Here is a 23,923-nt window from a genome sequence, read left to right as displayed (position 1 = left end):
GTCGAACTCCTTAACCCATGATCAAGTTAGGTAGCCAAAGCGCGATGCCTGGGAAGAGACACAGCAGCAAGATACCCAGCACCATGCACAGCGCGTAGGGCAAGCTCCCCATCAGAATGTCGCGCAGCGAAATATCCGGCGCGATGCCTTTAATAATGAACAGGTTGAGACCCACCGGCGGTGTGATCAGGCCGATCTCCAGGTTGATGGTCAAAATCACCGCAAACCAGTAGGGGTCGAAATTAGCTGCCAGGATGATGGGTAACAGAATGGGCGCGGTCATCACGATCACGGCCACGGGGGGCAGGAAGAAACCGGCCACCAGCAGAAAGAGGTTAATCACCCCCATCAGCGCCCAGCGGTTAACTTCAAGATCGGCAATAGCGGCGGCTACTGTTTGGGTGATAAACATGGAAGAGAGTGCGTAGGCAAACACTTCGGCGGTGGCGATCACCAGCATGATCATCACGCTTTCGCGCAGTGAGTCGCGCATAATCAATTTGATTGGGCCCAACTGCCACATGCGGTAGATCAGGATAGCTAGCGCCAAACATAGGAAGGCACCCACGCCCGCCGCTTCCGAAGGTGTTGCCACCCCGCCATACAAGGCAAACAGGATACCCGCGACCACGCCCAGGAAAGGTAGAACACGCACGAGCGCTTTCAGGTTGGTATCAACATTCTGCTTAACGTTCTGCTTTAGCCGTTCGACGGACTCCGCCATCGGGTTGTTATAGCCACCGGCCATCTTGCAGGCGATCATCGTCCAGATCATGAACAGGCCCGCAAGCATAAAGCCTGGCACTACCCCGGCAATAAACAGTCGACCAATAGAGGTTTCGGTGGAGATGCCGTAGATGATCATGGTGACCGACGGCGGAATCAGGATACCCAGGGTGCCGCCCGCGGCAATACAGCCCGCCGCTACGCCATCCGGGTAGCCGCGCATGCGCATTTCGGGAATGCCCATTTTACCAATCGCCGCACAGGTGGCCGGTGACGATCCCGAGAGCGCAGCAAAGATTGAGCAGGCGCCGATATTGGAAACCGCCAAGCCGCCGGGCAGTTTGCCCATCCATAGATCCAGCGAGCGATACAGATCGCGCCCGGTGGGGGAGGAGGCTACCGCAGCGCCCATCAGAATAAACATCGGAATGGCGACAAAACCAAACTCGGCGATGCGGTCAAAAAAGGTTTCACCGAAATAGGTGAGCTCGGAAAGACCACGGTCATAAATCAGTGCCAGCAGCGATACACCGCCCAGGGCAAAAGCGATAGGGGTGCCAATGGCCATCAGCGCAATCAGTGCGATGGCGACAATAATGCCTAAGGTAATGGGATCCATGCTTAGTTCTCCCCACGCAAAATTTCAGCCACATACTGCAGTGACAGCACAGTGACGCCGACGGCCATAGGCAGCAGGGCTGGCCACAGTGGTGGATTCCAGACAGAACCCGTCGTCCACTCACCGTGAAGTGCTTCAAAAACATAGACCCAGCTGGCATACGCCAGGGCGGCGCAGAAACCTAATCCAAACAAGGAAGCGATCAAGCGCATGATGGTGCGGGTCATACCGCCCAGCGCATCGGGAACAATGGTGATAGCCACATGCCCGCCGGTCATCAGCACATAAGGGCTCCCCATCAACATCGCAGCGGTTACTGAGAAGATGGTAAATTCGGTCTGCCAACTGGTGCTCATTCCGAGTAAGTAGCGAATAAATACCATCTGGCAAATCACTAATACGCCAGCGATAAACATGGCGCAGGCTAAATAGGCGGAAAGCCGCGAAAGCTTATCCATGACGCGAATGTAGCCGCCGATAATGCCCCCTCGCGCCAGAGCATTGTGTGTCGTTGCAGGTGCCATATTTCCCTCGTCAAGCTGGTTATTTCACCAAGCTAAGCAAGCATCAGTTGAAAACGGCCACCCCGAAGGGCAGCCGAGCCGTTAGGCATTAATGGGTTGCTTACTCGACGGCCAGCGCTGCATCGATAATGGCTTGGCCATTGGGAACATTGTCGGCAAAGTTTTTGTAGGAGGTTTCCTTGGCGATATCGAGCCAAGCGTTGTAGTCGGCCTCGCTCATTTTGACCACCTCGACGCCGTTCTCTTCGTAAAGGTCGACCATCTCCTGGTCAATGGCGGCTGCTTCTTCAGCGAAGAACGCTTCGGCGGCTTCACCGGCTTCCATCAGTGCTGCTTGCTGCTCTTCGTTAAGCCCCTGCCACACTTGTTCGGAGATCAGAATCGGCTCGTACATATACCAGAGCGCGAAGTCGCCTGGCTCTGTCAGGCACTCGACCTGCTCGTAAAGCCGATAGGAGATAAACGACATCGACGAGGTGTTGGCGGCGTCCAATACGCCGGTTTGCATGGCGGTATACACCTCGGAAGAGGGCATGGAGGCAATAGAGGCACCAGCGGCCTCAAGCATTTGTTCAAACGCAGGTCCGGCAGCGCGGAAATTTTGGCCCTCGACGGTATCCGGGGAGGTAACGCACTGTTCACTAGATGCAAAGCCACCGGATAACCAGGCGTCTGCAAGTACTCGAGCGCCGCCTTCGCGAATGACCTCTTTAATCATGTCCATATATTCAGAGTCATTCAGGCGTTGAGCATGGGCCTGATTACGCACTAAGCCCGGCATCAGCGTAGCCGAAAATTCCGGATGCCGACCACTAGCGTAGTCCAGCGGGAGAGAGGTGATATCGAGGCGACCACGAGCGATAGCGCCCCACTGTTCACGCGCTTTGAACAGCGATTGGCCCGGATAAACTTCTATGGTCAGCCCTACACCGGCATCGGCTACTTCGCGGGCCATCATTTGCACCATTTCGTCGCGAACATCTCCCTGACCCCCGGGGAATTGATGCGATGCGCGTAGCACGGTATCGGCAGAGGCGTGGGAAGCGGCAATGGCGAGACCGAGGGCGGCAGCAGTTGAGATCAAATAGCGTTGCATTTGGCGTCTCCAACAGTTGTTGTTGTGTGTTTGGATTGACTATATGTATCTATCAGTCGAGCTGATATATATATCAATAGGCGTTGCGTATGCTAATGTCAACTCTATGGCAGCATTAAAACGGTAAAGGTGAGTTGCGATCCAAGGAGGTAAAACATGACGGGCACCAAGCGATCCAACGCTCAGAAATTAAGAGATTCTCTTGAGGATGACATCATCAATGGCCGCCGTTTACCGGGAGAGCGCCTTGATCCAGAGGCCTTGGGGCGCGAGTTTCAGGTTTCGCGAACGCCAGTGCGCGAAGCCTTTCAACAGTTGGTCGCCAGCGGCTTGGTCACCGTTTCCCCTAAGAAGGGCACCTTCGTGGCGAAAGTGGGGATTGATCAACTGATTGAGATGTTTGAGGTGATGGCGGAGTTGGAGGGCATGTGCGGCCGCTTGGCGGCACGCCGGATTACTGAGCTGGAGTTGGCCGCGTTACGCGAAGCACATCAGCGCTGTGAAGCAGCGGCCCTGGCCGGTGACAGCGACGAGTATTACTACGAAAACGAAGGCTTTCACGACTGTATCTACACCGCTAGCCACAACGCCTTTTTGGCCAGCGAAGCGCGTCAGCTAAAGCAGCGCCTAAAGCCCTACCGGCGCCTACAACTGCAGGTGCGCCAGCGGGTCAATACTTCCCTCAGCGAGCACCAAACCATCGTCGAGGCTATTGAGCGGGGTGACTCTGTGGTCGCTCAGCAAGCACTGAGCGACCATGTATTAATTCAGGGCGAGCGATTTAGCGATTTTGTTTCCAGTGTACGCAGGATGGAGTCACCGTTAGAGAGAACGGGCTGATCCGAATGTATCGGTTTTTATAAGTATGTCCGAATCGGTTGGGTAATCGTCCTTGCCGACATAGGGCGCAGCGCTGACACTCTCTCTAATGCTTCGAATCCCCGTTAGCGGAGAGAGACTGTGACTCGCCATATTGCTCTATTTGCCTACCCCGACTGCCAACTGCTGGACGTCAGCGGCCCCTGGCAGGTGTTTGCCAGCGCCAATGCGCTAAGCCCCCAGCCGCTCTACCAGTTGACCTTGGTCGCCGACGCCGTCGGCCCGGTTGCCACCAACGGCGGCTTAGCTGTGCACGCTACGCACTCCTACCACCAACTTACGCATTTACTGCCTCTGGATACACTGTTGGTGGCGGGCGGCAGTGGCGTGTTGCAGCAGCGTGAAATAGCCGCAGTGAAGCAGGTGCTTTGTGAGGTCGCCCCGGAGGTGAGGCGGCTAGGTTCGATCTGCTCCGGGGCATTTTTGTTAGCCGCTGCAGGGTTGCTGGATGGCTGCCGCGTCACCACCCACTGGCGCCATGCACCTCAATTGGCAGATGAATACCCCGCACTAAGCGTCGAGCCGGATGCGCTCTATATCGAAAGCAACGGCCGCTACACCAGCGCCGGTGTAACGGCGGGGATTGATTTGGCGCTTTCGCTGGTAGAGGCAGATCACGGTGCTGATCTAGCCGGGCGAGTGGCCCGTGAGCTAGTGGTGTTTTTGCAGCGCCCAGGTGGGCAGTCGCAGTTCAGCGAGATACTGCGACACCAACAAGAGGCGGGGCCACTGCGCCGCTTGCTGGATCAACTCCACGCCGATCCCAGCGTAGATCACGGGCTTGAGAGCATGGCCGACCTGATGGCGGTCTCCCCGCGCCATTTAACCCGGCTATTTAGGCGCTACTTAAATACCACCCCCGGCGCTTACCTGACCCAGCTACGCCTTGAACAAGCGCGCTTGGCGCTGCTCAACGGGCGCGAAAACGTATCCCTTGAGCGCCTGGCACAGCGCTGGCGGCTGGGCGGCGCGGAGCAGCTGCGCCGCCAGTTTCAGCGTTACTACGGCGTATCACCCTCGGTATATCGACAGCGCTTTGCGTCTTCCCAAACAGATGATTCTATTCAGGAGAAAGTTTCATGCCTTTAACCGTCACCCTATTGTCGCTCTGCCAGGCGCTACTGGTTACCGGTAATGTCTTACTGATTGCCGTTTCTCCGCTGATTGGGGCGTCTTTGGCGCCAAGTGCGTCCTGGTCTACCGCGCCTGTCGCCACCCAGTGGCTGGGGCTGATGTGTGCGACCATTCCCGCCTCGTTAATTATGGCCAGGCTGGGCCGGAAGCGCGGCTTTATGCTGGGCAACCTGGTGGGACTGGTGGGCGCACTGCTCGCCGTACAGGCGCTAATCGGCGAGCGCTTTGGGCTGTTCTTGCTGGCAACCTGGCTGATTGGTATCGGCATTGGCTTTGGTCAACTCTATCGCTTTGCCGCGGTAGAAGCTGCCCCTACGCCGATGCGTGATCGGGCGATTGGTTTGGTGATGGGGGGTGGTGTGCTGGCTGCGTTTGCCGGGCCGTGGCTGGCCAGAGTGAGCCGTGAGCTGGGTGAGGTGCCGTTTCTGGGCAGCTTTGTGGGCTTGGCAGCGCTCTACGCACTGGCGCTGGTGGTGCTGATGCTGACGCAACTGCCGCCTGCATCCCGTACCCACGGTGAAGGCACCGCACTGCCGCTGGGTAAGATACTCCGCCAGCCTGGATTTATTGTGGCGGTGAGCGCGGCAATGGTCGGGTACGGCGTAATGAATCTGGCCATGACCGCCACACCGCTCGCCATGGCGGGGGCGGGGCACCACTTTAACCACGTTTCAATGACCATTCAGTGGCACGTGGTGGCGATGTTTTTACCCTCGTTCTTTACTGGCCATTTGGCCACCCGCTTCGGCGCTAAGCAGGTCATTTTGGCAGGCTGCCTGCTGCTGGTGGCCAGTGCCTTGGTCGCTCAGTTGGGTATCGGTTTGGCCGGTTTCAACGTGGCGCTGATTTTGCTGGGCCTGGGCTGGAACTTCACCTTTTTGCCCGCCACCGGGCTGCTCACCGAGAGCTACCGCCCGGTAGATAAAGCGCGCACCCAGGCCGCCAACGAGTTTTTAGTCTTTGGCACCGCCGCGATCACTGCGTTGCTCGCTGGGCCCTTGGTCAGCGGCTTAGGTTGGGCGACGCTTAACCTGGTGTTGATCCCCATCGCGCTGGTGCCCTTGGCGGTGCTGGTGTGGCAGCACCGAACCCGGCTGGCAAACGCTTAAAAATCCCCCGGCGCGCACTGCAGGCAAGTAAGCCCGAGCGCGCGCCACTGGGCGACCACGGCATCACGATCATCCAGCACCAGCCAAGGCGCAAAGCCGTCGCTGCGCATGCGCTCCAGTAACGCCTCTTTTACCGCTTCATCATCCACATGGTCATCGCCCTTAGGACGCAGGTACATGGCATCAAAGGGGATGGTGTGGCGCTCTAGCCAGCGCTGGGTATGCTCACGGTGGCTATCCGGGCGACCGCTGCAGATAACGATCTGCTGGCCTTGGGCCTTCAGGATTTTAACCAGCTTGGCCACCGCTTCGATCACCGGCGCTTCGGCCATATGGGCAAAGAAGGGCTCCCACTGTTTTTGGCTGCCCAGCACCCAGTCACTGACCTGATGGGGGTGAAACTCGGCTAAGGTGCCGTCAACATCAACAATTACTGCGGACATGCAAAACTCCCTAAACTGGAAAGGGTGACTAGACGTGAATGAGCGGATAAACGCTGGGCAGTGCAGAGGCGCTCGCCTAGTAGTCCATGCCAGGCATTCAATTCGTTATTGGCAAGCTGGGTAAATAGCGGCACCACTTGAGTAGCGCCCAACTGATCGGCGAGCGCCACCAGGTGTGACGCGCGCAGGTGCACATTCCAGCGCTGCCAGCTGATTTGGCCTGCCGCTAGCTCGGCGCGGCGATCAGGGGTTAAGTAACCGGTGTGAAGCAGGCGATGGTCGGGCCACTGTTGTGGGGTGTCATCGCGATCACGCATTAGTCTTAGCGTGGCATTTTCATCGTCTCCTCGTGCCAATACCTTGGCGATAGCGTCATTAGTGCCAGGGCGCCGCAGCGTCTCAGGCATTGCCAGTAGGGCGGCAAGATTGGTGCGAATATCGGCGTCGATGGCGAGTGTTAACCCTCGCGCCGAAGCCTCATCAACCAGCCATAGAGCCATTTCCAACGCACGGCCGGTTTCCGGCACCGGAAACGCCAGCGGCTGATCAAGGCGCTCACTAATAGCCTGCACACACTGCGTTTGGGGTTGGTCGTAGCAGCCGTAGGAGGCATCCAGTAGCGCAATAGCCGCTTTAGGCGGGGTATCAAAGGGAAACAGTCGCGACTCAAAACAGGCGTCGCCGCTATAGTAAACACCGCCCCCTACAGCTAAATGTAGCCACACACCGCCTAGCGAGTGCCCCGCCTGGCCGGTGGTAACGGTGATGCCTTCCACCTCTAACGTGCCGCGTTCGGGCAAGGAGCGCCACGCGCGGTTGTGAGGCAAGGCCTTGGCTACCAGCGGCGTGCAATAAAGCGGCATGCCCTCCGCTAGCTCGGCCACGCCGCCGATATGGTCAATATGATCGTGGCTAATCAGTACGGCATCCACATCCAGGCTGTTCGCCCAGGTAATGGTGTCATCCGGGTGGAGTGCACCGCCTGCGTCCAGGAGTAGGCGTTTGCCCTGGGCTTCTACCACTATCGCGGCAGGGCCTTTGGCGCCTAAGCCACTGAGAATCTTGATATTGACACTCATTGGTCGGGCTCCAGGCACCAGCCCTGCTGAAGGTCGACGACAACCTGGCTACCCAGGTCAGGCGCGGATTGGTGGTAGGCCAGTAGTGTTTCCCCACTGGGCAGGCGCAGTGTGAGCTCATAGCGCTCGCCGCGGAAAATCACGCTTTCCACCTGGGCGACAAGCTGGCTATGCGAGGGAGCCGTGGAGGAGGCGGGTGGCATGGTGATCTGAATGTGCTCCGGGCGCACCAGCACGCTTTGGGTTCGTTCGGACGTGATGGCGTTCAGCCCGCGCATCAGGGCCGCGTTCTCAAGGCGCTTTCCAGGGTGACCGGCGGCGACCTTTAATTGACTGCCCTGGCCGATAAAGCCCGCCACCCAGGCGGTTCTCGGCTGCCGGTAAAGGGTTTCAGGGGTGCCCCACTGAACCAGCTTGCCCGCTTTCATCACCGCGATTTTATCCGCTAGCGCCATGGCTTCGGTCTGGTCGTGGGTGACGTAGACCAGCGTTGCGCCCGTTCGCTGATGAAAATCGCGGAAGCTGTGCTCCATAGTGGCGCGCAGGTGACGGTCAAGATTGGCCAGCGGCTCATCCAGCAGCACCACAGAGGGGTCGCTCACTAAACAGCGCGCCAGGGCGACGCGCTGGCGCTGGCCGCCACTGAGGGCCTGGGGCATGCGGTCGGCATAAGCATCGAGCTCCACCAGGGCCAGGGCCTGCTGCACCTTTTGGTGATACGCCGCCCCGCGCAGGCCGCGCAGTTTGACCGGGTAGCCGACGTTGTCCGCCACGCTCATATGCGGCCAAAGCGCATAGGATTGGAACACCATGGCCATATTGCGCTGCTCGGGGGGCACATGGATATCGGCGCTGGCCAGGGTACGATTGGCTAATTGGATCGTGCCGTCGTTGGCGGTTTCAAACCCCGCCAACATGCGCAGCATGGTGGTTTTACCACAGCCACTGGGGCCGAGCAGAGCGACAAACTCGCCTGGATTTATCGTCAGCGACAGCGCATCAACGGCCGTCTGTTCGCCAAAGCGCTTGGTAACACGATCGATCGATAGCCCTGCACTAGATGGCACTGCCATGCCTAACTCTGCCATGGAATGACTCCTTTAGGTAAACGCGGCGCCAGTAAACTGAGTGTCAGCATCAGCGAGGCGACCATGATCACCACCAGCACTGACACCGCAGAGGCCAGCACGCTTTCGCCGCCTTCGTCGAGGTTGAAAATCAGCACGCCGAGGGTTTCGTTACCGGCGCTCCATAGCAGGGCTGACACGGTCAGTTCGTTGACCGCCAGCAGAAACACCAGCAGGCCGCCTGCGAACAGCGCGGGCGCGACCAGGGGTAAAATAATGCTGCCCAGGCGTCGCCAGGGGCCTGCCCCCGCGAGCTGTGCTGCCTCTTCAAGGGAAGGATCCAGCTGCGCCAGACTGGTGGCGACAGTCTTGACGCAGACCACCAGAAAGCGTGCTAGATAAGCGATAAAAATCAGCCCCAGGGTCCCGTAGAGCGCCACATTGATAATCGGCAGCGGGCGGACAAAGAGCAGGATGCAGGCAATCGCCAACACCACGCCGGGAAGCGCATAGGGAATCTCGATGGCACTGAGTACCGCCCCCCGCCAACGTTCCGGCAGACGCTGTAGCCGGTAAGCCAGTGGCAGACTCAGCAGCATCAGTACCACCGCCGCGCTGCCCGCCAGCCACAGACTGTTGTTCACCGCTCGCCATGTGGCGCCTTGGCGTCCCATCACTTCAGCGTAAGCGTTCAGGGTGGCGGTCTCGGCGTTTAACGGCACGCCCATGGCCGGCACCAGCGAACTGATAATGAGCGCAAGCAGCGGCGCGACCAGAATAATCAGTAAGATCCCGACGAGCGTGGCGGTCACCAGCGAGCGCCAGCGGCCCAGGGTAAAATCGTGGGAGCGTCCACTATGGCCGCCCAGCCCAAAGCGGCTGCGGTTCATAAGCTGCTGCTGCAGCGCCACCCCGGCCAGCGCCAGCAACCCAATCAGCAGTGATAGGGCGGCCATTTCTGCCAACACGCCGGTACCGAAGTTGGCCATACGCTGGTAGATCAGCGTGGGCAGCACGTAATAGCCAGCGGGAATGCCTAGCATGGCAGGAATGCCGAAGTTGCCAAGACTCGAGATAAACGCCATCGCACCCCCGGCGATCAAGCCGCTACGGGTCACGGGCAGAATAATATGGCCCCACACCTGGGTCTGTTTGGCACCGCTAATGCGGGCGGCTTCGATCAGTTCCCGGGGCAGCGAGAGCAGGCTGGTGCGCAGGGCCAGAAACACCAGTGGCGCGCTCTGGATGCCCAGCAGTAAAGCGATGCCTTCAGCGGAATAGAGCGGTTGCGGGCTGCCTAGCGGCGGCGCTATGCCCATACTTTTCAGTAGCGGACTGGCCGGGCCAAAGAGCTGCAGCCAGCTCAAGGCGGTAACCTGGGGCGGAATCATCATCGGCAGCATAAAGCAGAACACCAGCCACGCTTTGCCGCGCACATTGGTGAGCGTGATGGCAAAGGCGAACAGGCTACCCAGGATCAGGGCGATCAGCATGCCGAGCCCCGAGGTATACAGGCTCTGCCACAGTGCTCGCCAAGTGCTGGCACTGTTGAGCACCTGCCACAGAGGTGACTGGCGGCCTTGGGTAAGGTCGCTCAACGCCTCGATCAGCAGGCGCAGGCTGGGCGCCAGGCTCAGCAGTACAATGGCGATCAGCAGGCTTGAAAGCAGCCAGCGGTGCTGGCTGCCGTACTTGTTGCCGCTGCCGGTCTTGTTGTCAAAGATGAGAGCGGGCGTCATGATTACCCGCCGAAGAGGTCGCTAAAACGCTGTTTAAGTTCTTCTTCCTGCGCCAATGCTTGCTCGGTATCAACCGGCATCAGGGTAATGCTATCGCGCTCGGGGAAGCCTTCAGGTGGGGGCACGTCGTTGTGGGCAGGCAGGTAGCCCTGCTGGCTGACCAGTTCCTGGCCCTGCTGGGAGAGCACGAAATCAACAAACTTTTGCGCGGCATCGACATTCTCTGCACCCTGCATAATAGCGACCGGCTCGGTCACCGCGCTCACGCCCTCTTCCGGGAACACGAATTCGACCGGCGAGCCTTTGGCAGCTTCACGAATTGGCAGGAAATCCACCACGATGCCGTAGGGCTTGGTGCCCGCGGCCACGGCGTTAAATACGCCGCCGTTCCCACCCTGGGCTTCGGTGCGGTTTTCATGAAGCGCTTCGTAATACGCCATGCCAAGGTCAGGGTTGGCAGTGATCGCCGCCATATGGATCAGCGCAGCGCCGGAGTAGAGTGGGCTGGGCATAGTGACCAATCCTTCGTAGTCAGGCCCCAGTAGGTCTTGCCAACTTTGCGGCTGATGCTCGGCGCCGGTGTTATAGACAATTCCGGTGGTGATCAGCTTGGTGCCGTAGTAGTAGCCTTCTGGGTCATACAGGTCGGCGTCATAGGCCTGGCGCTCATCGCTTAGGTAAGGCTGTAAATGGCCTTCTTGCTTGAGTGATTCCATGGTCATGCTGTCGGCAATCAGCAGTACGTCAGGGTTGCTCACCCCGGCTGAAAGCTCCGAGCGCAGCCGTGTCATCAAGCGCGTCGTACCGTCGCGTACCCACTCCACTTCAATGTCGGGATAGGCCGCTTCAAAGGCGTCAACGGTCTGTTGGGCGTCGCTATTGGGCTGGCTGGTGTAGAGCGTTAGCGTTTCGTTCGCCGCTACCTGAGCCGAAAGGGAAAAGCTGGCTACCGCAACAGCAGCAGTAAGGGCAGATGTCGGAATAGATAACAGGGGGCGCTTCAACATGGGTAAACCTCCAGTGAGTGAACCCCACCTAAGCTACTGTCATCTGCTTACAACAAAGTGACACTATGCTTTCGTTCAACATTTTATGGCTTTCGTTTACCGCACTTTTTGCTTTCGTTGTGCTGAGAGGGGCTATGCGCCAGTTCGAACGTCGACAACAGCTGTTGCAGCGAATCCACTCACAGGGGCGCCAATCGGTAGACAGCCTGGCAGGCGAGTTTGGGGTTTCTGTGCAAACTCTGCGTGGAGATATTCGCCACCTGGCTGATAAGGGCCTGGTGTTGCGTCGCCAAGGGGAGGTGCTGCCGTTTCCCGAGCAGGAAAATATCGGCTACGACCAGCGTCAGATTGTGAACGTGGCGGGTAAACGGCAGATCGCGGCCCGGGCAGCGAGCTTGGTACAGGATCATCAAGCACTGTTCTTAGGCACGGGCACCACGGTTGAGCAGTTGGCCGATGCGCTGAGTGATAAGCAAGGTCTGCATATCATGACCAATAACCTGCATGCGCTGATTAAGCTGTGCCAGTTGAAGTGCGAGCTAGTGGTGGCCGGTGGGCGAGTGCGTCGGCGCGATCAGGATGTGATTGGCGGCGATGCCTGGCGCTTTTTTCAACGCTACCGTGCCGATGTGGGGATTGTCTCGGTGGGGGGAATGGATAGCCATGGCCAGCTTTATGACTATAACGACGACGAAGTGATGGCCCGTGAGGCGCTGTTGGCCCATGCCGGTTATCGCGTGTTAGTGCTGGATAAAACCAAGTTCGACCTGCCACTACGCTGCGCCGCGGGTCAGCTGGGTGATTATGATGCCGTAGTGACCGATGTGCCGCTGCCAGACAAGCTTCGCAGCCCATTGGCTGCTCAAGGCGTTCGGTTTTTAGGCTAAGAAACCTCTGATTAACTATTGCGCTTGCCCATACGGCGTTAAAAATCGCCTCAAAATGCTCATTTACAACCCGTAAACTCCGCTTTTTCGTTGATTTTTGCCTTGTCTCGCCTGCGCCCATCACGTTAATTAGAGGTTCCCTAACGGTGAGTCGCCCAGCTTACTGCTATGCTTAAAGACAGATTTTGCACAGTTGTTTTTGAAAAAAAGGAGGGAGGACACCATGGCAGGTGGATGGGCAAAAGATGGCGCCGAACAAGAGCAGATGGAAAGCACACTGGAAGATGCGGTGCAGCGTGCCCGTAGCCAACTACCTCGGGGAGAAAGTCTTGAGACTTGTGAGGAGTGTGGCGACCCCATTCCGGAACCGCGCCGTAAGGCGATTCCGGGCGTTCGGCTGTGCGTGGTGTGTCAGGGTGAGTTAGATAAAAAACAGTCGGCCTTTAGTGGCTATAACCGTCGTGGCAGTAAAGATAGCCAGCTAAGATGAACGGGCTTGTATTTCACGGATTTAATGCGCCTCATTAATACAGGCATTACTGAAAAAGTAATGCCTACTTTAAACATTAGCTGAAGCCGCCAATGCTAAGCCTCGTACGTCTAAGCGTCCTGGTCGGTGTCCGGTAACTGCTTAAAATAGACATAGCGGTGAAGACGAATCGCTGGACGAATCAGCAGTTGGATGCTGCCTATCACAAACAGCCACACGCCGACAGTTTGAATCGCACCCTGGTAAAAAAAGCAGACACTGCCGATCGTAAACCAAATACCCAGCATAAAGTCATTGATCATGCTAAGCACTTCATAGCGCTGGTGCACAACGAGCTCGCGATGCCCAATGATGAAAGTCCAGTCGTTGGTCATTGGATCCTGCTGACGCTGCATCATTAGCCTCCTGGTTGAATGCTCAATTAATGAAAATTGGGATGAGTTTCGTTTAACGTTTGTATCAACATTCATTTTAACTAAACGCTATTGTGGCACACTATCTTTGTACTCAAAGGTAACGGTTGGCTTCTGGTGTTTATTAATGATGCATGAAAGCCGTAGGTAATCGGATGAAGCATTGAGGGCGACAATGTTCAATGACACGTTGCTGACAGCGGTGGAAGACGAGTTGGAAAGGAGGGCTTGGCGGTTACGCTTTAGCGATGAATTGGAGGCGCGTTTTGAAGCTGATACCCAGCGCAAACGAAGCCGTAGCTTGGTCGTGGCAGGTTTGATATCGGCGGTCATCTACTGCGTGTTTTTGATCAATGACTACAGCTTTCGTCCCGACTCTTTTACCACAGCCCTGATATTACGCATTGGGGTGATGCTGCCTATTGGCTTGCCCATTCTATGGTGGGTCTACCGAGGCGTGCCCCCGCCCCTTCGTGAGACCTTAATGGCAAGCACTGTAATCGTTGCTACGGTTGTCTCCTGCTTAATATTTGTGAGCTCCAGTGTTGCCTACTCGTATTTGGACGTTTTCTCTTTCGGTCTTATCCTTCTGGTAGGTAATATCGTTTACTCATTGCGGTTTAGCTATGCCTGTGTGTCATCCGCCATTAGTATATTTATAATATTAGGTTTTGTTTTGCACTACGAACCAATGCCGCCAGAAGTGAAGCGGCTAGCTATCTTTACTATCATCGCTCAGGCGCTGTTCACCTTAATGGCTAACTATCGCTTCGAGCGAAGCGAGCGAACCTCTTACCTGCATGTGTTGAAAGAAAAGCTCCGGGCGGGCTATTACTTCCAAGACAATCAAAAGTTGACCCAGATGTCGGTCACCGATTCCTTAACGAACCTTGCCAATCGACGCCAGTTCGATGCGGTCTTCCCTGTGCGCTGGCAGGAGGCCGCCGATAAAGGTCTCTGTTTAGGGCTGATGGTTATTGATATCGATCATTTCAAAGCTTACAACGATTACTATGGACACCCCCAAGGTGATGTCTGTTTGCAGCAAGTGGCAAAGGCCATGCAGGCCAATAGCCGTGACTCCGATTTAGTCGTACGCTTTGGCGGTGAAGAGTTTTTAGTGCTGATGACCAATGCAACACCAGAAACGGCAATACCCGCGGCAGAGCGAATAAGATGCAGCGTGGAGGCCTTAGGGATTCCTAATCACGGTAGCTCGGCACATAGCGTTGTTACCATCAGTATTGGTATTGCGTTGCTACGCCCCGCAGTAGGCCTTACGCCCACCGACTTGTTGTTAAAAGCAGATGAAGCGCTTTATGAAGCTAAACGGCAGGGCCGTAACCGTATCAGGAAGGCCAGTGTGGTTGATTTACCCTCCGCCGATGACGCTGTTGGTGGTTTAGGGGTATCAGCACGGTAGTTGCGGGCAGTGTGGCCAATAATACATTTAAACGTTCTGTGAGGAATGACCTTTGGAGATTGATCAAGATTACCGCGCGCTCAGTGTCGACACCCTATCTCAGCGGCTTGGTGGTGTTGACGCGGTGGCTAGTCGAGTGGGCGGAGAACCCGCTAGCTGGGGCATTCGCGAGGTGGGTGACGGCAACCTCAACCTTGTGTTTATTGTCTCCGGTGACGTGGGCAGTGTAGTGGTTAAGCAGGCGCTTCCCTATGTACGTATGGTCGGCGAGAGCTGGCCGCTACCTATCTATCGCGCCCACTTTGAGTACTACGCCTTGGTGCGCCAGGCCAAGCGCGCGCCGGGGATTGCCCCTGAAGTCTACTACTTCGACAAGCCCCAGGCGCTGATAGTGATGGAGTATCTCCACCCGCACAGAATCTTGCGCCGTAAGCTGATCGACGGTGAGCGCGTTGACCAGCTTGGCGAAACCATTGGCCAATTCTGCGCCCGCACGGCGTTTCGTGGCTCGGAGCTTTCGCTGAGCAGCCCTGAGAAAAAGGCGGATGTAGGGCTGTTTTCCGGCAATGTGGCGATTCCCGCTATTACCGAATCGCTGGTATTTACCGACCCCTATTACGGCGCCGAAATGAATCACCACACGCCGGAGCTTTCGCCGGTGGTGGACGAACTGCGCCGCAATGCGCGGTTAAAAGCCAAAGTGCAGCGGCTGTTGATGAAGTTCACCGCCAACACTGAAACCATGCTTCATGGTGACCTGCACTCCGGCTCGATCATGGCCACGGATACTGAAGTGCGCGTGATCGACCCCGAGTTTTCCCAGTACGGGCCGATGGCCTTTGACCTGGGCATGGCGGTAGCCAACTTCCTAATGGCCTATTTCAGCCAGCCCGCTCACCGTCAAGAGAGCGAGCTTGATGAGTATCAGGCGTGGATTCTTGAAGTGATTGAGGCGTGCTTTAACCACTTTAATGCCGAGTTCCGTCACCTTTGGCAAACCGAGCGGACGGGCATTCTTTTTCCCAAGTCGCTGTTTGAAGAGCAGGGCAATAGCGCCGATGACGCTTGTGATGCGCTGCTTGAAGAGATCCGCCTGGATGCGCTGGCCTACTGCGGCATCGAAATGCACCGCCGTGTTTTATCACTGGCCCACAACGCGGACTTTGAAGAGATAGAAGACACCGCGCTGCGCGCCAAGCTTGAAGCGCGCAATGTGCTGATGGGTCAAACGCTGATTATGGAGCCGGAAGCCTATAGTGACCTTACCGCGCTGGCGGATTTAGCCAGGGCATATAACCAGCAAGAAGTGTTGTAGCAAGGGCTGATTGTCCAATAGCAGCTTTAGCGGTTCGCGAGCTAAAGCTGCATCCATTATAGATGATGGTTACCGGCAGCTTACAACTGATCCAGGCGATCAAATTTCCCGGCGATATCGCTTTCAGTCCAGTGGGGTACCCAGCCTTCCACATTATCGAAGAAGCGTAGCGCGGTGAATTCTGGCGCTGGGCCCATATCGAACCAGTGGGGTGTGTTGGCGGGTACGCTGATCAGGTCATTGCGGGTACACAGTACCTGATACACCTTGTCATCAATGTGCAGACAAAATAGCCCTTGTCCTTTGACGAAGAAACGTACTTCATCTTCATGGTGGCGATGTTCGTTCAAGAACTTTTGGCGCATGGCGTCTTTGTCTGGGTGCGTTGGCACCATATGCAACACATCGACAGTTTGATAGCCGCCCATGGCTTTGACGCGGTCGATATCGTCTTGATAAAGCGCCAAAATATCTTCCTGGGTGGCGTCGTCGGCAATTTCGCCCGGCGCTGCCCAGCGCTCGAACAGCACGCCCACTTTGTTTAGCTCAGTAGTAATCTGCTCGCCGTCGGTGGTGTCGATCAGGGCATTGTTAGGGTTCTGATCAGCAAATACTTTCAGTTGCGACATCGTCGGTTCTCCTAAAGCGCAATTTCATCAAAGCGAGTAACGCAAGCATGGGTGTTGCCAGGCTGGGTGCCTTCGCGCACCAACTGCAGGGTTTGCATGCCTGCCTGTTTGGCGGCGTCCAATTCTTCGATCACGTCCGACAAGAACAGCACCGCTGCCGGTGGCAGGTCAAGCTCGGCGACAATACGCTGATAGGCAGTAGCCTCACGCTTATGGCCAATATGGGTATCAAAGTAGCCGCTAAATAGGGGGGTTAGGTCGCCCGCATCGCTATAGCCAAACAGCAGCTTCTGCGCCTGAACAGAACCAGATGAATAGACGTACAGCGCCTTGCCCAAGTCCTTCCACTGACGCAGGGTAGGGGCTACATCGCTATAGAGATGGCCTTTAAAGTCGCCGCGCTGGTAGCCATCGGCCCACACCATACCTTGCAGTGCTTTCAGCGGAGTTACTTTTTGGTCAGTCTCGATCCAATGTAGTAACTGCGCAATGACTGCTTCCAGCGTGGCATCAGGGGCACCCATTTCACTGCGCACGGCGTCGATCTGCTCGACAACCGCAGGTGTGTCTGAATTCGCGCGAAGAAAGTCTGGTAGTTTGGCGTGGGCGTAGGGAAATAGCACCTTATGAACGAAGTTAATGTCCGTGGTGGTGCCTTCAATATCGGTCACAATAGCGTGAACAGTTGAATTACTCATTTAAGGCTACTCATTTAAGACCAGCGACTCTCTTCAAGAACACAGGCAAGTAAAAACTCAATCGCTTCCAGGTGGCGGCGACAGCTGGCAATGCTATCGCCCACGGCATATATGCCATGCCCCGCGACCAAAAAGCCCCAGGGCATCGGCCAGCCGCTGCGTACGTGCTTGGCCAGTTCTTGCATATCCTGGGAGTTGGGTACCACCGGTAACCGGATGCTAGCCTCGTGGGTCACGTTACCCGCTAAGGCTTTTTGCATTTCAAAGCCGCTTAGCTCAATACCCTCTGGGAAGCGACGCGAGAGCACCGTGCTGGCTATCGTGTGGGTGTGCAACACGCAGTTAATGGTGCTGTCCAAACGATAGAGGGCGGCATGCAGATCGCTTTCCGCGCTAGGTTTCCCATCGCCGGATAGCACCTTGCCATCCAGGTTGCAGAGCAAGAGGTCATCGGCCTTAATGCGGGTTTTATCCCGGCCAGAAGCGGTGACAAGATAGCCCGCCTCGGTACGGGCGGAAAAGTTACCGCCAGTGGCGGGTGTCCAGCCTTGCTGCGCCGCCCATGAAATGGCGTCCAGCAGTTCAGTTTGTAGCGTCATCATAGGATCTGCGTCGCCTCTTCTAGTGGCAGCCATTCTATATGATAAGCTTCGCGCCTGATAAGCCGCGCTGTTGTTCTGCTAGTCAAGTTCAAGTGCTCAAGGAGCCCATCAATGCCTCATCTTCAATCACGCAGTTTGCGGATCTATGCCGACCACCTTGAGTATTTGGATCAAACCCAACTGCCTCAGGCGGAGCAGTGGGTGCGTTGTGACTCGCCAGAAGAGTGGCAGGTAGCGGTAAAAAGCTTAGCGATTCGCGGTGCGCCGCTGATTGGTTTGAGCGCCGCTTTCGTGCTGGCCCAATACGCCGCTCGCCACCCACAAAGTGATTGGCAGTTGGTGAGCGATCGCTTACGCGCCACGCGTCCCACGGCAGTTAACTTAATGTACTGCCTGGATGCCATGGAAGCCTGCTTTGAGCAAGGCGTCAACGCCCTGGCCAAAAGTGCCGCTGAACTGTTTGCAGAAGACCGCTCGCTATGTCAACGCATGGCCGAGCGGGGCGCTGACTTATTACACTCGGGCGACCGCGTGCTCACCCACTGCAATACTGGCGCACTGGCCACCGCAGGGGTGGGTACGGCCATTGGTGCGTTGGCAGTGGCCAAACAGCGCGGTATAGAGCTGCATGTGTTTGTAGATGAAACCCGCCCGCTGTTGCAAGGCGGCCGTTTAACCGCCTGGGAAATGGCCGACCTGGGCATTCCCTACCAGCTAATTACCGACAGCATGGCTGCAAGCCTAATGGCCGCAGGGAAAGTCGACAAAGTGATGGTGGGGGCCGACCGTATCTGCGCCAACGGCGACTTCGCCAACAAAGTGGGTACTTACATGCTGGCGGTGATCGCTCACTACCACCAGGTGCCGTTCTATGTGGTGGCTCCCTACACTACTGTTGATCCCGCTTGTGCCACGGGTGCCGAGATTCCTATCGAGCAGCGTGATCCCGCCGAGATCCGCGGCGTCGCTGGTGCCTTTGGTGAGGTGACTTGGGCACCCGACAACGCCCCGGTATGGAACCCCGCCTTTGACGTCACTCCCGCCAAGCTCGTGACGGCTTGGGTATTGGACACCGGCGTATTTGATGCCGCCGCGATCGCACGCGGCGAACACTGCCTGGGGCGGGGCGAAAGTTAATCGCTAACCCAATAGCGTTAGCTCATAGACATGGCGGATGTGCTGACCATCCCAGTCGTAGCCAAGATGCCGCCCTTGCCGTGTGGCGGAGAGCACGGGGGGACGAAGCACCGCGGCACACTCGCCTTCAGGGTCTCGAACGCTAGGGTAAACGATGCCGTCGGTTTGTTCCTCCCAGGCTTTTTTACCCAAGGTTTGTCCGGCTGCCCAGCTATCCGGTCTAAGAAGCGTTTGGGCCGCATCCTGCCGACGTAAATCAATCAGTTGGCCCGTTAAATCCGACAGGTAAACACGCTGCTGAAGCATCAAAGGTGGCTGGTTCGACTCGCCCATAAAGCGTTCTGCATGGTAAACGGTTTCGGCAATGGCGGTGGCTTCGGTGAGTGCGCAGTAGTAGGCGCCAAAGGTGCCATCGCTAAAACGCGAACCGGTCACAGGGAAGTGGCAGAAGGCCGCCATGACGGGCGTCCAGCCGGGGCCGTAGCGACGGTCATCATCACGAACCAAGTGAATAGCTCCCGCTTCCTCACGCAGCCTTGCGGAGGTTTCACCCTCCAGCTCATTGAGTAAGTCCCGGTCATCAGCGTTGCTGTTGACGCCTTCGAATAAATCAATGGGAGGAAATCGCGAGGGAATAACCCGGTAGCTGGGTCGCCACGTAACGTTGCTCAGCGGGAATGTCATGCATGACCCCCACCACGCGCGGCATCTAAATGTTGGCGAACAACGTAGAGGTCGGAGACTTGTCCATTCAACAGACGCTCCATTGGTGTGTGGCCAGCAAAAAGAGGGTTACGGTTGGCTCGCTGCAACCAGCTGTTAGCCGCCTCTTTATTGGGCAACAGTATATGCAGTGCTTTGTAGATGCCGAGAATCAACGACATCCGCTCTAGATGATTAGCATCCAGTCGGGCATTCTCTGGTGCCTGCTTCCAACGCCGATAGGTGGAATCAGGCACCCCTAGCAGCAGAGCGGCTTCGCTCTCTTTCAACCCCCATGCGTGTGAAATATTGGGGTAGGTACGCATCGCAGCGGCCCCCATTTCGCGGCGCTTGTCGGCTGTTTTGTGCTGAATAGCCATATATTTTCCTCCTCACTTATCTATACATTACGCCAAGTGAGCGAGTTTTGAAAATATCGACCATTTGAGCTTATCTAATTCCCACCCTTAACAAAGACTGCACGAGCTAGTGCTGGAAAAGCAGGACGCCGAACTAAATGGCGATACCGCCTGTGGGCACGCTGGTTTAGCTGTTTTGCTCGCTGTCCTGATGCGCCAGAATGACGTCCAGAAAGCCCTCGCCGTAATCCGCCAATTTGCGCGCGCCGATGCCGGAGATCGCGCCCAGAGCCGCTAAGCTCTGGGGGTTCTGCTCGACCATCTCGGCCAGGGTGGCGTCGTGGAAAATCACATAGGCAGGTACGCCCTGGGCTTCAGCCAGTTCCCGGCGGTGCTGGCGCAGGGCTTCCCATAGCGGGCCGTGGCCCTGGGGCGCAGAAGCGCTTTTGCTTCCCCGTCGAGTTGCTTTGGCTTTGCTTGGTTTGCGCAGGGTTAGGGGCTGCTCGCCGCGTAGCACCGGCTTGGCATTGGCAGTGAGCTTAATGCCGCCGTGCCCCTCCATATCCACGCTTAAAAAGCCGCTGGCAATCAGCTGGCGAAAGAGCGCTTTCCATTCGCTGGCCGCGAGGTCTTTACCAATGCCGAAGGTGCTGAGGCGGTCGTGACCAAAGCGGGTGATGCGCTCGTTGCTTTTGCCTAGCAGCACGTCCACGAGATAGGTCACGCCGAAACGCTGCTCGGTGCGGTAGACACAGGAGAGCGCCTTTTGCGCCGCCACGGTGGCCTCCCAGGTCTCGGGTGGGGTGAGGCAGTTATCGCAGTTGCCGCAGGGGGCGTCCAGGTGATCGCCAAAATAGTGCAACAGCGCCTGGCGACGGCAGCTGATGATTTCACACAGCCCCAGCATGGCGTCGAGCTTCTGCTGTTCGATGCGCTTTTGATGGTCGGCGGCGCTGGAGTCCTGCTGCATCTGGCGCAGCGTGATCACATCCTGAAGTCCATAGGCCATCCAGGCATCGGCGGGCAGGCCGTCACGCCCGGCGCGGCCGGTCTCCTGGTAGTAGGCTTCGATGCTCTTGGGCAGGTTAAGGTGGGCCACAAAACGCACGTCCGGCTTGTCGATGCCCATGCCAAAGGCGATGGTGGCCACGACGACCACGCCATCTTCACGTAGAAAGCGGGTCTGGTGGTGCTGGCGCTGCTCCGGGGGAAGCCCCGCGTGGTAGGGCAGTGCCGTCAGCCCCTGGCGCTCCAGCCAGGCGGCGGTCTCCTCCACTTTGCGCCGGGAAAGGCAGTAGACGATACCCGCCTCGCCGTCGTGGTGCTCGCGAATAAAGCGCAGCAGCTGTTCCTTGGCGTTACCCTGATTCTCAGCGATATGGTAGCGAATGTTGGGCCGGTCAAAGCCGCTGTTGTAAAGCGCTGCCTCCTGTAGCTGCAGATGCTCCATGATATCGCCCCGGGTGGGCACATCGGCGGTGGCGGTCAGGGCTATGCGCGGTACCTGGGGAAAGCGCTGGTGAAGCTGGGAAAGCTGGCGATACTCGGGGCGAAAATCGTGGCCCCACTGGGAGACGCAGTGGGCTTCATCAATAGCGAACAGCGCAATCCGGGTCTGCTCCAGCAGCATCTGCATACGCGGCGTAGCCAGCCGCTCGGGCGCGACATATAAAAGATCCAGCTCCCCAGCCCGTAGGCGATTCTCTACTTCGACCGCCTCATGGTAATCGAGGCTGGAGTTAAGGTAGTCCGCCCTGACCCCGTTCTGCTTAAGCGCCGCGACCTGATCCTGCATCAGTGCGATCAGCGGCGAGACCACAATGGCGGTGCCTTCGCGCAGCAGTGCAGGGATCTGATAGCACAGCGACTTGCCGCCGCCGGTGGGCATCAATACCAGCGCATCGCCACCGGCCATTACATGTTCGATGACGGCCTGCTGCGGGCCGCGAAAGCTGTCGTAGCCAAATACCTCCTGCAGTACCTTGAGGGCTGCCGGGTGAGGGTCGCCGTGCATCGATGCTCTCCTTATCGCGTGCTTGAGGGAGAATTGTCGCACGAAAGCTCAAAGGATTTTGCCTAGCGAATCCCCGCCCGTAAAAACGACTGCACGAACTGACGTTGGAATAGCAGGAAAGCTACTAGCAGGGGCGCGATACTGAGCAACGTTGCGGCGCTCACAGTCGCCCAATTGACGCCGGTTTCCGGCGCAGAAAAGACACCTAACCCCACCGTGAGCGGGCGGCTCTCTACCGAGTTGGTGACCACTAGCGGCCAGATAAAGTTGTTCCAGTGGTGGCTGATCGAGACTAGGCCATAAGCCAAATAGGTGGGCTTGGCGAGCGGTACGTACACCTTCCACAAAATTTCCAGCCAGTTGCAGCCTTCGATGCGGGCGGCGTCTTCCAGCTCACGAGGGATGGTTTTAAAGGTTTGGCGGAGCAGAAAGATACCCAGGGCGCTAGCCACATAAGGTAAGCCAATCCCGGTGATGGTGTTGATCAGCCCCAGCTCACTGGCGATGCGGTAGTTCTCGACAATCAGCACTTCGGGGAACACAAAGAGCTGAATCAGCACCAGCATAAACAGAACGTTTTTGCCGGGAATCGGAAAGCGCGCAAAGGCAAACGCTGCCAGGGTACACACGATAAATTGTCCGATCACCACGCCTGTCACCAGCGCAAAGGTGTTCAGGTAGTAGCGGGCAAAGGGCGCTTGAGACCAGGCGTTAGTGAAGTTCTCCAGTGTCAGCGGGGCGAAGAGCTCAAAGTTCACCATAAATTCGCTGGGGTGGAAGGCGGCCCAAAAGGCATACAGCAGCGGAAAAATCCAAATAATCGCCAGTAGCCACGCGGCCACGGTTTCCAGCGCTGGAATTGAGAAGAAAAGGGAGCGGGGCGCATAGGTAGTGGTTGTATTCATTGATAGTGCGTCCTGCGATCTAAAATCGTGAACTTAAGCGTGGCCACTACCGCAAGCACCAGCAGAATAACCACCGTAATGGTGGCTGCCGTGGTGCGGTCAAAGAACGAGAACGCATTCTCGTAAACGTAGTAGAGCAGCAGGTTGGTGGCGTTATTGGGCCCGCCCTTGGTCAAGATAAATAGGTGATCCACGACCCGCACCGAGTTAATCAGGGCATTGATCAGCACAAACAGCGTGGTGGGCATGAGTAGCGGAAATGTGACCCGCCAGAAGAAGCTCCAGCGGCTAGTGCCTTCTAAGTCAGCTGCCTCTTTTAGCTCGGGTGGCACACTCTGTAGCGCCGCCAGGTAGAAGATCATAAAAAAACCGGCTTCTTTCCACACCGACATCACGATCACCGAGCTTAACGCAACGCTTGGATCGCCGAGCCAGTTCACCCCTGAAAACCCCAGTGCACCGAGCAAGCTATTGAACAGGCCAATCTGCGGCGCGTAGAAAAACATCCAGATATTGGCCGCGGCGATCATGGGTAGAATCGTCGGCGTAAAGTAGGCCATGCGCACAAAGCCCCGCCCGCGAAGCTTGCCATTGACGAACAGCGCCATACCCAAGGCCAGCGCGATAGACGTAGGAATCGTACCGACGGCGTAAATTAAGTTGTTACGCGCTACTTTCCAAAACGTCGGGTCATCGAACAACACCTGATAATTTTCAAGGCCTACGAATTCAGTGGGTGCATCGCGAAAGCCGGGTAAAAACAGGCTGTTAATGACCGTTGTCACGGTTGGTAAATAAGCAAACGTCGTCAGCAGTAGCGCAGCGGGCAGCAGCAGAAGCGCGCCGTAGAGCTGCATTTTGCGGTGGTTGGTGAATGACATAGAGACGTACCGCACGTTGGAAAAGCCGGGGCATGCCCCGGCAAAC

General features: G+C 57.0%; 25 protein-coding genes. 8 read left to right on the top strand and 17 right to left on the bottom strand.

Annotated features, from left to right (window positions below; translation table 11 throughout):
* Positions 1-10: 10 nt before the first annotated feature.
* From KF947_RS07770 to dctP, 3 genes are all read right to left on the bottom strand, one after another.
* Complete coding sequence (locus KF947_RS07770; protein WP_133733315.1) at positions 11-1,345, bottom strand: TRAP transporter large permease; 1,335 nt, start codon at positions 1,343-1,345, stop codon at positions 11-13.
* A gap of 2 nt (positions 1,346-1,347) precedes the next feature.
* Positions 1,348-1,869, bottom strand: coding sequence for a TRAP transporter small permease subunit (locus tag KF947_RS07765; RefSeq protein ID WP_133733314.1), 522 nt, complete (start codon positions 1,867-1,869; stop codon positions 1,348-1,350).
* A 100-nt stretch (positions 1,870-1,969) separates the two neighbouring features.
* Positions 1,970-2,965 carry a TRAP transporter substrate-binding protein DctP gene (gene dctP, locus KF947_RS07760; protein WP_133733313.1) on the bottom strand — a complete coding sequence of 332 codons (996 nt, stop codon included), beginning with the start codon at positions 2,963-2,965 and terminating at the stop codon, positions 1,970-1,972.
* A 156-nt stretch (positions 2,966-3,121) separates the two neighbouring features.
* Here dctP and KF947_RS07755 point away from each other — a divergent pair, with 156 nt between their 5' ends.
* From KF947_RS07755 to KF947_RS07745, 3 genes are all read left to right on the top strand, one after another.
* Complete coding sequence (locus tag KF947_RS07755; protein ID WP_133733312.1) at positions 3,122-3,805, top strand: GntR family transcriptional regulator; 684 nt, start codon at positions 3,122-3,124, stop codon at positions 3,803-3,805.
* Positions 3,806-3,925: 120 nt separating this feature from the next.
* The gene (locus KF947_RS07750) at positions 3,926-4,933 is read left to right on the top strand and encodes a GlxA family transcriptional regulator (protein ID WP_227405877.1); all 1,008 of its coding nucleotides are present in this window, start codon (positions 3,926-3,928) and stop codon (positions 4,931-4,933) included.
* Entirely contained in the window at positions 4,924-6,087 is a 1,164-nt protein-coding gene (locus tag KF947_RS07745) for an MFS transporter (protein WP_223288631.1), read from the top strand. Before KF947_RS07750 ends, KF947_RS07745 begins: the two co-directional genes overlap by 10 nt.
* Here KF947_RS07745 and KF947_RS07740 read toward each other — a convergent pair.
* The 5 genes from KF947_RS07740 to KF947_RS07720 are packed head-to-tail and all read right to left on the bottom strand — an operon-like array spanning position 6,084 to position 11,422.
* Complete coding sequence (locus KF947_RS07740; RefSeq protein WP_133733309.1) at positions 6,084-6,530, bottom strand: HAD family acid phosphatase; 447 nt, start codon at positions 6,528-6,530, stop codon at positions 6,084-6,086. The genes KF947_RS07745 and KF947_RS07740 overlap by 4 nt on opposite strands.
* A complete protein-coding gene (locus tag KF947_RS07735; protein ID WP_227405876.1) occupies positions 6,518-7,609 on the bottom strand; it encodes an MBL fold metallo-hydrolase in 1,092 nt (363 codons plus the stop codon). The genes KF947_RS07740 and KF947_RS07735 overlap by 13 nt, the downstream gene beginning before the upstream one ends.
* On the bottom strand, positions 7,606-8,697 hold the full coding sequence (locus tag KF947_RS07730) for an ABC transporter ATP-binding protein (protein ID WP_227405875.1): 1,092 nt from the start codon (positions 8,695-8,697) through the stop codon (positions 7,606-7,608). The genes KF947_RS07735 and KF947_RS07730 overlap by 4 nt, the downstream gene beginning before the upstream one ends.
* On the bottom strand, positions 8,685-10,415 hold the full coding sequence (locus tag KF947_RS07725) for an ABC transporter permease (RefSeq protein ID WP_227405874.1): 1,731 nt from the start codon (positions 10,413-10,415) through the stop codon (positions 8,685-8,687). Before KF947_RS07725 ends, KF947_RS07730 begins: the two co-directional genes overlap by 13 nt.
* 2 nt (positions 10,416-10,417) lie before the next feature.
* On the bottom strand, positions 10,418-11,422 hold the full coding sequence (locus tag KF947_RS07720; RefSeq protein WP_227405873.1) for an ABC transporter substrate-binding protein: 1,005 nt from the start codon (positions 11,420-11,422) through the stop codon (positions 10,418-10,420).
* 134 nt (positions 11,423-11,556) lie between these two features.
* On the opposite strand from KF947_RS07720, the gene KF947_RS07715 reads away from it, so the two are divergent.
* Together KF947_RS07715 and KF947_RS07710 are read left to right on the top strand one after the other, a co-directional pair.
* Positions 11,557-12,309: a DeoR/GlpR family DNA-binding transcription regulator gene (locus KF947_RS07715; protein ID WP_035538847.1), complete on the top strand. Its 753-nt coding sequence runs from the start codon at positions 11,557-11,559 to the stop codon at positions 12,307-12,309.
* Positions 12,310-12,532: 223 nt separating this feature from the next.
* Positions 12,533-12,799, top strand: coding sequence for a DksA/TraR family C4-type zinc finger protein (locus KF947_RS07710; RefSeq protein WP_035580731.1), 267 nt, complete (start codon positions 12,533-12,535; stop codon positions 12,797-12,799).
* A gap of 110 nt (positions 12,800-12,909) precedes the next feature.
* On the opposite strand, the gene KF947_RS07705 is transcribed toward KF947_RS07710, so the two are convergent.
* Positions 12,910-13,194 carry a YrhK family protein gene (locus tag KF947_RS07705; protein WP_227405872.1) on the bottom strand — a complete coding sequence of 95 codons (285 nt, stop codon included), beginning with the start codon at positions 13,192-13,194 and terminating at the stop codon, positions 12,910-12,912.
* Positions 13,195-13,387: 193 nt separating this feature from the next.
* Here KF947_RS07705 and KF947_RS07700 point away from each other — a divergent pair, with 193 nt between their 5' ends.
* A complete protein-coding gene (locus tag KF947_RS07700) occupies positions 13,388-14,635 on the top strand; it encodes a diguanylate cyclase (RefSeq protein WP_227405871.1) in 1,248 nt (415 codons plus the stop codon).
* A gap of 52 nt (positions 14,636-14,687) precedes the next feature.
* Positions 14,688-15,950 (top strand): S-methyl-5-thioribose kinase, encoded by a 1,263-nt coding sequence (gene mtnK / locus KF947_RS07695; protein WP_133733300.1) that lies wholly within the window; start codon positions 14,688-14,690, stop codon positions 15,948-15,950.
* A gap of 80 nt (positions 15,951-16,030) precedes the next feature.
* Here mtnK and KF947_RS07690 read toward each other — a convergent pair whose 3' ends face one another.
* Genes KF947_RS07690 through mtnB form a run of 3 tightly spaced genes read right to left on the bottom strand, consistent with a single transcriptional unit; the run spans position 16,031 to position 17,879 of the window.
* Entirely contained in the window at positions 16,031-16,579 is a 549-nt protein-coding gene (locus tag KF947_RS07690; protein WP_133733299.1) for a 1,2-dihydroxy-3-keto-5-methylthiopentene dioxygenase, read from the bottom strand.
* An 11-nt stretch (positions 16,580-16,590) separates the two neighbouring features.
* The gene (mtnC, locus tag KF947_RS07685) at positions 16,591-17,277 is read right to left on the bottom strand and encodes an acireductone synthase (RefSeq protein ID WP_133733298.1); all 687 of its coding nucleotides are present in this window, start codon (positions 17,275-17,277) and stop codon (positions 16,591-16,593) included.
* A gap of 14 nt (positions 17,278-17,291) precedes the next feature.
* Positions 17,292-17,879, bottom strand: coding sequence for a methylthioribulose 1-phosphate dehydratase (gene mtnB / locus KF947_RS07680; RefSeq protein WP_227405870.1), 588 nt, complete (start codon positions 17,877-17,879; stop codon positions 17,292-17,294).
* 111 nt (positions 17,880-17,990) lie between these two features.
* Here mtnB and mtnA point away from each other — a divergent pair, with 111 nt between their 5' ends.
* Entirely contained in the window at positions 17,991-19,016 is a 1,026-nt protein-coding gene (gene mtnA, locus KF947_RS07675; RefSeq protein WP_227405869.1) for an S-methyl-5-thioribose-1-phosphate isomerase, read from the top strand.
* A 3-nt stretch (positions 19,017-19,019) separates the two neighbouring features.
* Here mtnA and KF947_RS07670 read toward each other — a convergent pair whose 3' ends face one another.
* From KF947_RS07670 to KF947_RS07650, 5 genes are all read right to left on the bottom strand, one after another.
* Positions 19,020-19,700, bottom strand: coding sequence for an RES family NAD+ phosphorylase (locus KF947_RS07670; protein ID WP_227405868.1), 681 nt, complete (start codon positions 19,698-19,700; stop codon positions 19,020-19,022).
* On the bottom strand, positions 19,697-20,098 hold the full coding sequence (locus KF947_RS07665; protein ID WP_133733294.1) for an MbcA/ParS/Xre antitoxin family protein: 402 nt from the start codon (positions 20,096-20,098) through the stop codon (positions 19,697-19,699). The genes KF947_RS07670 and KF947_RS07665 overlap by 4 nt, the downstream gene beginning before the upstream one ends.
* A 166-nt stretch (positions 20,099-20,264) precedes the next feature.
* Positions 20,265-22,091, bottom strand: a complete 1,827-nt coding sequence (gene recQ / locus KF947_RS07660; RefSeq protein WP_227405867.1) for a DNA helicase RecQ — start codon at positions 22,089-22,091, stop codon at positions 20,265-20,267.
* Positions 22,092-22,153: 62 nt separating this feature from the next.
* Positions 22,154-22,996, bottom strand: coding sequence for a carbohydrate ABC transporter permease (locus KF947_RS07655; protein ID WP_227405866.1), 843 nt, complete (start codon positions 22,994-22,996; stop codon positions 22,154-22,156).
* Positions 22,993-23,877: a carbohydrate ABC transporter permease gene (locus KF947_RS07650; RefSeq protein ID WP_133733291.1), complete on the bottom strand. Its 885-nt coding sequence runs from the start codon at positions 23,875-23,877 to the stop codon at positions 22,993-22,995. Before KF947_RS07650 ends, KF947_RS07655 begins: the two co-directional genes overlap by 4 nt.
* Positions 23,878-23,923 lie beyond the last annotated feature (46 nt).

It is taken from the genome of Halomonas sp. FeN2 (genome assembly GCF_020595105.1).
Lineage (GTDB): Bacteria > Pseudomonadota > Gammaproteobacteria > Pseudomonadales > Halomonadaceae > Vreelandella > Vreelandella neptunia.
The sequence above is the reverse complement of the archived record's forward strand: the minus strand, read 5'-3'. Positions and strand labels throughout refer to the sequence as shown.

Bases quoted from the DNA above. Each gene is read 5' to 3' on its own strand.
- KF947_RS07770 (WP_133733315.1), bottom strand. From the start codon at position 1,345: ATGGATCCCATTACCTTAGGCATTATTGTCGCCATCGCACTGATTGCG.
- KF947_RS07765 (WP_133733314.1), bottom strand. From the start codon at position 1,869: ATGGCACCTGCAACGACACACAATGCTCTGGCGCGAGGGGGCATTATC.
- dctP (WP_133733313.1), bottom strand. From the start codon at position 2,965: ATGCAACGCTATTTGATCTCAACTGCTGCCGCCCTCGGTCTCGCCATT.
- KF947_RS07755 (WP_133733312.1), top strand. From the start codon at position 3,122: ATGACGGGCACCAAGCGATCCAACGCTCAGAAATTAAGAGATTCTCTT.
- KF947_RS07745 (WP_223288631.1), top strand. From the start codon at position 4,924: ATGCCTTTAACCGTCACCCTATTGTCGCTCTGCCAGGCGCTACTGGTT.
- KF947_RS07740 (WP_133733309.1), bottom strand. From the start codon at position 6,530: ATGTCCGCAGTAATTGTTGATGTTGACGGCACCTTAGCCGAGTTTCAC.
- KF947_RS07735 (WP_227405876.1), bottom strand. From the start codon at position 7,609: ATGAGTGTCAATATCAAGATTCTCAGTGGCTTAGGCGCCAAAGGCCCT.
- KF947_RS07730 (WP_227405875.1), bottom strand. From the start codon at position 8,697: ATGGCAGAGTTAGGCATGGCAGTGCCATCTAGTGCAGGGCTATCGATC.
- KF947_RS07725 (WP_227405874.1), bottom strand. From the start codon at position 10,415: ATGACGCCCGCTCTCATCTTTGACAACAAGACCGGCAGCGGCAACAAG.
- KF947_RS07720 (WP_227405873.1), bottom strand. From the start codon at position 11,422: ATGTTGAAGCGCCCCCTGTTATCTATTCCGACATCTGCCCTTACTGCT.
- KF947_RS07715 (WP_035538847.1), top strand. From the start codon at position 11,557: ATGCGCCAGTTCGAACGTCGACAACAGCTGTTGCAGCGAATCCACTCA.
- KF947_RS07710 (WP_035580731.1), top strand. From the start codon at position 12,533: ATGGCAGGTGGATGGGCAAAAGATGGCGCCGAACAAGAGCAGATGGAA.
- KF947_RS07705 (WP_227405872.1), bottom strand. From the start codon at position 13,194: ATGCAGCGTCAGCAGGATCCAATGACCAACGACTGGACTTTCATCATT.
- KF947_RS07700 (WP_227405871.1), top strand. From the start codon at position 13,388: ATGTTCAATGACACGTTGCTGACAGCGGTGGAAGACGAGTTGGAAAGG.
- KF947_RS07690 (WP_133733299.1), bottom strand. From the start codon at position 16,579: ATGTCGCAACTGAAAGTATTTGCTGATCAGAACCCTAACAATGCCCTG.
- mtnC (WP_133733298.1), bottom strand. From the start codon at position 17,277: ATGAGTAATTCAACTGTTCACGCTATTGTGACCGATATTGAAGGCACC.
- mtnB (WP_227405870.1), bottom strand. From the start codon at position 17,879: ATGATGACGCTACAAACTGAACTGCTGGACGCCATTTCATGGGCGGCG.
- mtnA (WP_227405869.1), top strand. From the start codon at position 17,991: ATGCCTCATCTTCAATCACGCAGTTTGCGGATCTATGCCGACCACCTT.
- KF947_RS07670 (WP_227405868.1), bottom strand. From the start codon at position 19,700: ATGACATTCCCGCTGAGCAACGTTACGTGGCGACCCAGCTACCGGGTT.
- KF947_RS07665 (WP_133733294.1), bottom strand. From the start codon at position 20,098: ATGGCTATTCAGCACAAAACAGCCGACAAGCGCCGCGAAATGGGGGCC.
- recQ (WP_227405867.1), bottom strand. From the start codon at position 22,091: ATGCACGGCGACCCTCACCCGGCAGCCCTCAAGGTACTGCAGGAGGTA.
- KF947_RS07655 (WP_227405866.1), bottom strand. From the start codon at position 22,996: ATGAATACAACCACTACCTATGCGCCCCGCTCCCTTTTCTTCTCAATT.
- KF947_RS07650 (WP_133733291.1), bottom strand. From the start codon at position 23,877: ATGTCATTCACCAACCACCGCAAAATGCAGCTCTACGGCGCGCTTCTG.